The organism is Bacteroidales bacterium (genome assembly GCA_018334875.1).
Classification (GTDB): Bacteria; Bacteroidota; Bacteroidia; order Bacteroidales; family UBA12077; genus JAGXLC01.
On sequence record JAGXLC010000160.1, the window covers coordinates 1 to 6,893 of the forward strand.

Sequence of the window (6,893 nt, forward strand, 5' to 3'; positions counted from 1 at the left end):
AGAACTGAGTAGAGACATGCCCTGGCGTGTCTCGTCCTGGCCAGTAGTATATACGACTGCACGACGGCACGAAAGAACGACGGCACGAAAGAACGACTGGCACGGCGGCACGAAGGTAGGCGTGAAGACGAGAAGAGGGGAAAAGGAGAAGAGGGAGAAAAGGAGAATAGGAGAATACGAGAACTGAGTAGAGACATGCCGTGGCGTGTCTCATCCTGGCTGGTCATTGATGATTATTGTAAAGCATTCGACAGCGATTACGTTACGGATCAGCAAAACGAAAGTCGCGTAGAGACGGCATTATGGTAGAAAATGAAACCCCTGCATGACTCCTATTCCTTATTCAGCTCTTCAAGTATTCCGGAAATAAAGCGAAATGGAGTTCTTACACTAAACATGTTCACCACCCACACAGGGATGGATCCGCCGGGATCTATCCAGCCGTTAACCATTATCCGGGTTTCTGCCGAATCGGGGAAAAACCTGAGCTCCCATTCTTCATGAAAGTCTTCAATTCGTATCAGCTTCCCATTGCTTTGAACCCAACCGGGAAGGTCATCGGATACCAGCTTAATGATTTCCGGCCGGAACTTTACCTTCATATCCATCACCATTTCCCGGCCTTTAACAGGCCAGGGCATGTCAAACCGCATGTAGTTAATGTACCTCTCCTTTTCCCGGTGATCCAAAAAAGCCAGCGAATCGACCAGTTCCATATATTTCAGGTTCTCCCGGAAATCAATCAACTGCTCAAAGACTTCTTCCGGCTCCTTCTCAATTGAGGTAACGACTTTGTACATATAGATTCCTCCTTCTTCCCGCTCCCGGGTATAAACCTGTATGCCATTCTTTTCCTTTTTCAGCTCCCATTGATCATCATCTTCTGCTGCACACGGAACTACGGTCATAAGCATCAGCAGGAAAATTGCTTCAGAAAAAATCTTCATGATAGGCTCACTTTACCTAATAAAACACCCATTAAAAATTTGAGTTCAAAAAGTCAAAAAAATTGCCTTATTCTGAAAATATTAATTTATCTTCGGCAAGATTTAAAATTGTGTGTACGTACGAACCATTCTGCATTATCCGCTTTCTGCCTGATTCATATCTGCACCCATTTTTAGATCAAACTGCCAGATACCATTAAAGGCATAAAATAAGGATCCTATGCGGCAATTAAAAATTACAAAACAGATCACCCATCGGACGGAGCAGTCCATTGGACTGTATTTCCAGGAGATAAACAAGCTCCCGCTCATTACCGCTGACGAAGAAGTTGAATTATCCGTACGCATCCGAAACGGGGATGAAGAGGCCCTGGAGCGACTTGTCTCAGCCAATCTGCGTTTTGTCATCTCAGTAGCCAAGCAGTATCAAAACCGGGGACTTTCATTCCCCGATCTGATCAACGAGGGCAACGTGGGGCTGGTAAAAGCAGCCAAAAAATTTGACGAGACCAAAGGCTTCAAGTTCATCTCCTATGCCGTTTGGTGGATACGGCAGTCCATCATACAGGCCATTGCTGAACAAACACGGATGGTACGGCTGCCTCTCAACAGGGTTTCTTCAATAAAAAAGATCACTAGCACCATTCCTTATCTTGAACAACAATTTGAAAGGGAACCCACCGATGAAGAAATTGCCGGAGCGCTCAACCTTTCCAGTGAAAAAGTAAAAGCTTCGCACTTTCACAACCAGAGACATATATCTCTTGACACCTCGCCTTCGAATGATGAACAGGACGATTCCAGCCTGTACGATCTGATTCAGAATAAAGAGACCCCCGACCCCGACAATCAACTGATGGAGGAATCGCTGGAAACGAATATTCACAGGGCCCTGAAGAAACTAAGCAAAAGGGAGGCAACCATTATCATCATGTTTTACGGGCTGGGCAATACACAGATATATTCACTACACCGTATTGCTTCCCACTTCAATATGTCGTCCGAGCGCATCCGGCAAATCAAAAGCAAAAGTCTGATAAAATTAAAAGCCCTGCTTCAGGGGAAGGAATGTTTTATGGAATAACATGCCGCAGGGAGATATCAACAACATCATTTAATCATTTAAACTAAAAATTTTATTATATGGGAAGATCAAGAGAAACATACAACAAAAAAGAAGTAAGAAAGAAGAAGGAAAAAAAGAAACAAGATAAAGAAAAGAAAAGAGAAGAAAAGAAAGACCAGGAGAAAAAAAGCGGTCTGGACGATATGATAGCCTACGTTGACGAAGATGGCAACATAATCGATACACCGCCCGATTCCGAAGATAAGGAAGACATAGAAGCGTCGGATATCGAAATCGGCGTACCCAAAAAGGAACCTGAGCCGGAACCCGAGATAAGAAAAGGAAGGGTTACCTTTTTCAACGATTCAAAAGGTTTCGGATTCATAGAAGATTTCAAAACCCGCGAGCGTCTTTTTCTCCATGTAAGCAATTTCAGGGAAGAAATTGAAGAAGGCGACGTGGTCAATTTCAAGGCAGAAAAAGGGGACAGAGGGCTTGTTGCCAAAGAGGTCACGATTTTCAGGGGATAACATCCATCTTGCTCTGCGCTCTGTGCCCTGAGCTCTCACTCATCCCTCAGCGTATCCACCGGATTTTTCATGGAGGCACGATAGGTGTGTATGCCCACCGTCAATACCGCAATGGTGAAAGTAATCAGGAAGGCAGAGAAAAAGGGCAGGAAAGAAAGATCGGTACGATAGTGAAAGCCCTGCAACCATTGACGCATGATGTAATAACCCAGGGGAAGCCCGATCAAACCGGCCAGTAATACCCATCTGGTGAAATCTTTGATTAGTAAAAGGATCAGCCTGTTTACCCCGGAACCCATCACTTTGCGGATGCCAATTTCCTTTTGTCGCTGCTGCGTCATGAATGATGACAGTCCGAGCAGTCCCAGACATGAAATCAGGATGGCAAATACGGTAAAATAGCCAAAAAGGTTGCCGGTCCGCTCTTCTGCACGATACATATCATCCAAATATTGATCTACAAAAGTGTATCCGAAGGGATGATCCTTCTCGATCTGCTCCCAGACCTCTTCTGCATGGGCAAGCGCCTCACGGGTCCGGCCCGGTCGCATCCGAAAAAGTATACTCCGCGTTGCTTTTCTGTCAAGTATCAGGGCATGGGCATTGATTTTGTGGTGGATCGTATTATAGTTAAAATCTTTGTAAACCCCGACAATTCTTCCCCGCTCCTGTCCTAGCGTAATGGCTTTTCCAACTGGATTTTCAAGTCCCATCTCCTTTACAGCCGTTTCATTGATCAGAAACACCATACCGGAATCATTATCCAGATCTCTTGAAAGGCTTCTGCCTTCTGCCACTCCTATATCCAGCGTTTCTACAATATCATGGTCTGCCAGGTGAAAGTGCAGCCGTAGGCTTCTGCTGCCATTATTGCCTTCCCACTGATCCACTTCCAGGCTGCGGCCGGCATAGCTCAGCGGATCAGAAAGTGCACTGACATGGGTTATGTCCGGGCTTGCAAGTAAGCGTTCCCTAACAATCTCATATTTATTTTTTATTTCACCCCGCTGGTGCAGTGTGCACAAATTTTTACTGTCATAGCCCAGGTTCTTATTACTGATGAAATTCAGCTGATTTTTAACCACAAAGGTAGAAACGATAAGGGCCATGGATATAGAAAATTGTACGATAACCAGGATCCTTCTGAAATGACCCGAACCCGGTTTCTTTCCTGCCTTTCCTTTCAACATCCTGAGGGGATGAAAAGCGGAAAGATAAAGCGCCGGAAAGCTGCCTGCAATAAGTGCAGTGATCACAGCCAAAGTAAAATAGGCTATGATGATATAGGGATTCGTCAGTATATTTTGCGACAGGGCCTTTCCGGAAAGGTTGTTGAAATGGGGCAAGGTAAGCTCAACCAAAAGGAGGGCGATCACAAAGCTGAGGAAGGTGATCAGAGCCGACTCAAAGTAAAACTGGGTGATCAGATGTTTTCTGTTGGCACCCTGTATTTTCCTTACGCCGATCTCTTTTGTCCTGTTTGCTGCCCGCGCTGTGGTAAGGTTCATGAAATTGATGCAGGCAATCAGCAGGATGATCAGGGCAACGGCTGAGAAGGTCCATACACTTCTGATGTCGCCGCGCTGAGTAAAATCATAGGAGAAGTCGGACCGCAGGTAGATATCAGTCAGATTCTGAAGGAAAAGCATGGAATGGACCTCATTGTCCTTTCGGTTCTGATCGGCATGCATATTAAAGAAAGGCTCGATTTTTTTCTCCAGATCATCGGAATTCACCCCTTTTTTGGTCATTATATAGGTGGAGTAATTGAATGGTCCCAGCTCCTCAATGTTTTCCTTATAGAAGAATTCGGCCCATCCAAAGGGGATCAGATAATTAAACTGAAAGTGGCAGTGCGTGACGTCTTCAATCACTGAGGTCACTTTAAAAAGCCCCATTCCGGGTATCTCAATTTTCTCTCCCATGGCACTGTGGTCACCGAAATATTTACGTGCAAGCGATTCCGTTAACACAATGGAATTGGGCCCATCCAGACAAGTTTCGGGATTGCCTTCAATGAAGGGGAAAGTGAAGATGGAGAAAAGCTTCGATTCGGCAATGCCGCAATATCTTTCCCGGAAACGCTTCTCACCTTTCACCAGCGTATAGGAACCCATGCTTTTGAAACGGGTGGCCATTTCGATTTCAGGAAAAGCCTCTTCCAGCATCGGAGCCAGTGCAGCGGGAGTTACGCCGGCCTCCAGGTATTCCTCGCCGGTGGGAACACTGGAGAGCACCCGGTAAATGCGGTCTTTGTGTTCGTGGTATTGATCGTAAGAAAGCTCATCCTGCACCCAGAAAAGGATCAACACGGTACAGGCGATGCCGATGGAAAAACCGAGTATGTTGATCAGAGAGAAGGTCTTATCCCGTATGATGATGCGGATAGCTGTAAAGAGGAAATTCCTGAACATGATGTATAAGGTTAATCTTGGCATTGAACCATCAATTCATGTGCCAGTTTTTATATCTTATTAATGATTAAATCATTCATGTATCCGGGAGGAGGTTACGTTAACCATAACTGTACGGTAGCAGAACAGGTTATGTACGGATGCGTACAACTATTCGTAATAGAGATGCTCATTGGGTTTTATTATGCAGAACGAGGAAAATCCGAGTGCAAATAAATAGTCATTGGTCATTGATTGTATTTGCAGTGATGCATCAGCCTTTGGTGGATTTCTTAATGAGAATGGAAAACCGCCTGCACTTTTGGGTAAAGCCGAGGAATTCGGAACGGGAGAATTACAAAAAAACATTAAAATTAATCAAAAAGAAAAGGGAAAGCTGCCTTCCGGCAGCCCTCCCAAAATACCAACTTTACAATTACCAAGGGTGCAATATACAAAATTTTTGGATACGGATAGAAAGCGGGTAACATTTTTTTGGTAAACCCGCTAAGCCGATTTGAGAGGCGGGTTTCATTTGTGAATTCGTGGCCATTTTGAATGCACCTGCTCATTAAAATGTCTCCATCTCCTTATCCGCTTCAAACCGCTAAAGACTAATCAAACGGCGTGGAATTGAACCTGCGGATCCGGATCTCATCGATTGCTCCTTTTCCCTTGTAGTTTATAAGAAATAAGATGATATCTGCCAGCTCTGTGGTCTGGATCAGCTCATTTTCATCCAGGTCGGGGCGCATTTCACTGACCATCTCGGTATATACGCCACCGGGCGAGATGAGATGCACACGGATGTGATCGTCCTGCACTTCTTTGGCCAGAACTTTGGTAAAACCGGCCAGCGCATGTTTGGAGGCAGAGTATATGCTTTGGTTGATGTACCCTTTATGATCCACCACCGATCCGATGTTGATGATCACCGGGCCCTTTGATTTTTTAAGGTGGGGGATGGCCTGCTGACATAAGAAATAAGGTGCCCTGGCATTAATGGCCATCATTTTGTTCCAGAGGGCGGTATCAGATTCCGTGATGGGGGCTTTATACGGCATGCCTGCATTGTTGATCAGAATATCGATACCCCCGAAGGAAGAAACGGTTTGCCGGATGATCTCCTGCGGAGCATCTTCCTGTTCCAGATCCATGGCAAGGGGAAACGTGCGGATGCCCTGTTGGCTGAGTTCATCTGCAAGTTCCTGCAGCTTGTCTTTGTTCCTGGCCACAAGGGAAAGATCAATGCCTTCTTCCGCCAGCCTGGTGGCTATTTCTTTCCCGATTCCGCGGGTTGCTCCGGTGATAATGGCTTTTCTGTTCATAAGAATAAAAATTGATTAAAGGTTTGGGTGAAGATAATCATTGCTGTAGATTAAAGCAAGATGGATGGGCAGAATCATTCCTGCATTTCAGGCATTCCTTTTTTATCTGTGGCCAACTTCACAAAAAAAGGGCTGCATCTCTGCAGCCCTCTCCAATTCTTCATTTATTAACCTTAAAATTTTAATAGCATGACGATACAAATGTAAGCATTATTTTAATACGGCGCAAATATATTTTCATTTTTTTGTCTCCCACCTTTTTATTACATTGCCGGTCAACAAATAAAAAAATATGGATATCCCATATTCTCCAAACTTGCATATCGACAAACTGGCTGCGGTGTTCAACGACAGCCTGGATAACATCCGGCAAAAGCCCAGGGAACAATTCAGGAAAACCCTGGCAGGATTTTCCCCGACGCTTCGGGGTCCCCCCGGACGCCCGAAAGTCTAGGTTCGTAGTAGAATTCAAGTGTTGGAGAAACCGGAAAAGGTGAAAGGCCGCGGCTAAGTGCCCCGCTTTTGGCGGGGTTAAAGCGACCGTCAGGAGCCGGTCAAGTCCCGCGGCAGCGGGACCTTTATCCCGCCTGAATCGGGAGTAAACAGCCCCGCCGCCGGCGGGGTAAACT

Annotated in this window: 7 protein-coding genes; 4 read left to right on the forward strand and 3 right to left on the reverse strand. The window is 45.5% G+C overall.

Annotated features, from left to right (window positions below; translation table 11 throughout):
- Positions 1-187: hypothetical protein (locus KGY70_12680; GenBank protein MBS3776040.1), on the forward strand; the 187-nt coding region annotated here is incomplete at its 5' end.
- Between the two features lie 145 nt (positions 188-332).
- Here the strand turns inward: KGY70_12680 and KGY70_12685 are convergent.
- Positions 333-947 carry a hypothetical protein gene (locus tag KGY70_12685; GenBank protein MBS3776041.1) on the reverse strand — a complete coding sequence of 205 codons (615 nt, stop codon included), beginning with the start codon at positions 945-947 and terminating at the stop codon, positions 333-335.
- 220 nt (positions 948-1,167) lie between these two features.
- Here KGY70_12685 and KGY70_12690 point away from each other — a divergent pair, with 220 nt between their 5' ends.
- Both KGY70_12690 and KGY70_12695 read left to right on the forward strand, forming a co-directional pair.
- On the forward strand, positions 1,168-2,031 hold the full coding sequence (locus tag KGY70_12690) for a sigma-70 family RNA polymerase sigma factor (GenBank protein ID MBS3776042.1): 864 nt from the start codon (positions 1,168-1,170) through the stop codon (positions 2,029-2,031).
- Positions 2,032-2,090: 59 nt separating this feature from the next.
- Positions 2,091-2,543, forward strand: a complete 453-nt coding sequence (locus KGY70_12695; GenBank protein ID MBS3776043.1) for a cold shock domain-containing protein — start codon at positions 2,091-2,093, stop codon at positions 2,541-2,543.
- A 35-nt stretch (positions 2,544-2,578) separates the two neighbouring features.
- On the opposite strand, the gene KGY70_12700 is transcribed toward KGY70_12695, so the two are convergent.
- Both KGY70_12700 and KGY70_12705 read right to left on the reverse strand, forming a co-directional pair.
- On the reverse strand, positions 2,579-4,981 hold the full coding sequence (locus KGY70_12700; protein ID MBS3776044.1) for an ABC transporter permease: 2,403 nt from the start codon (positions 4,979-4,981) through the stop codon (positions 2,579-2,581).
- 569 nt (positions 4,982-5,550) lie between these two features.
- Positions 5,551-6,264, reverse strand: a complete 714-nt coding sequence (locus tag KGY70_12705; GenBank protein ID MBS3776045.1) for an SDR family oxidoreductase — start codon at positions 6,262-6,264, stop codon at positions 5,551-5,553.
- A 292-nt stretch (positions 6,265-6,556) separates the two neighbouring features.
- Between KGY70_12705 and KGY70_12710 the strand changes: the two genes are divergently transcribed.
- Positions 6,557-6,718, forward strand: coding sequence for a hypothetical protein (locus KGY70_12710; protein MBS3776046.1), 162 nt, complete (start codon positions 6,557-6,559; stop codon positions 6,716-6,718).
- Positions 6,719-6,893: the final 175 nt, after the last annotated feature.

Bases quoted from the DNA above. Each gene is read 5' to 3' on its own strand.
- KGY70_12700 (MBS3776044.1), bottom strand. From the start codon at position 4,981: ATGCCAAGATTAACCTTATACATCATGTTCAGGAATTTCCTCTTTACA.
- KGY70_12710 (MBS3776046.1), top strand. From the start codon at position 6,557: ATGGATATCCCATATTCTCCAAACTTGCATATCGACAAACTGGCTGCG.
- KGY70_12690 (MBS3776042.1), top strand. From the start codon at position 1,168: ATGCGGCAATTAAAAATTACAAAACAGATCACCCATCGGACGGAGCAG.
- KGY70_12695 (MBS3776043.1), top strand. From the start codon at position 2,091: ATGGGAAGATCAAGAGAAACATACAACAAAAAAGAAGTAAGAAAGAAG.
- KGY70_12685 (MBS3776041.1), bottom strand. From the start codon at position 947: ATGAAGATTTTTTCTGAAGCAATTTTCCTGCTGATGCTTATGACCGTA.
- KGY70_12705 (MBS3776045.1), bottom strand. From the start codon at position 6,264: ATGAACAGAAAAGCCATTATCACCGGAGCAACCCGCGGAATCGGGAAA.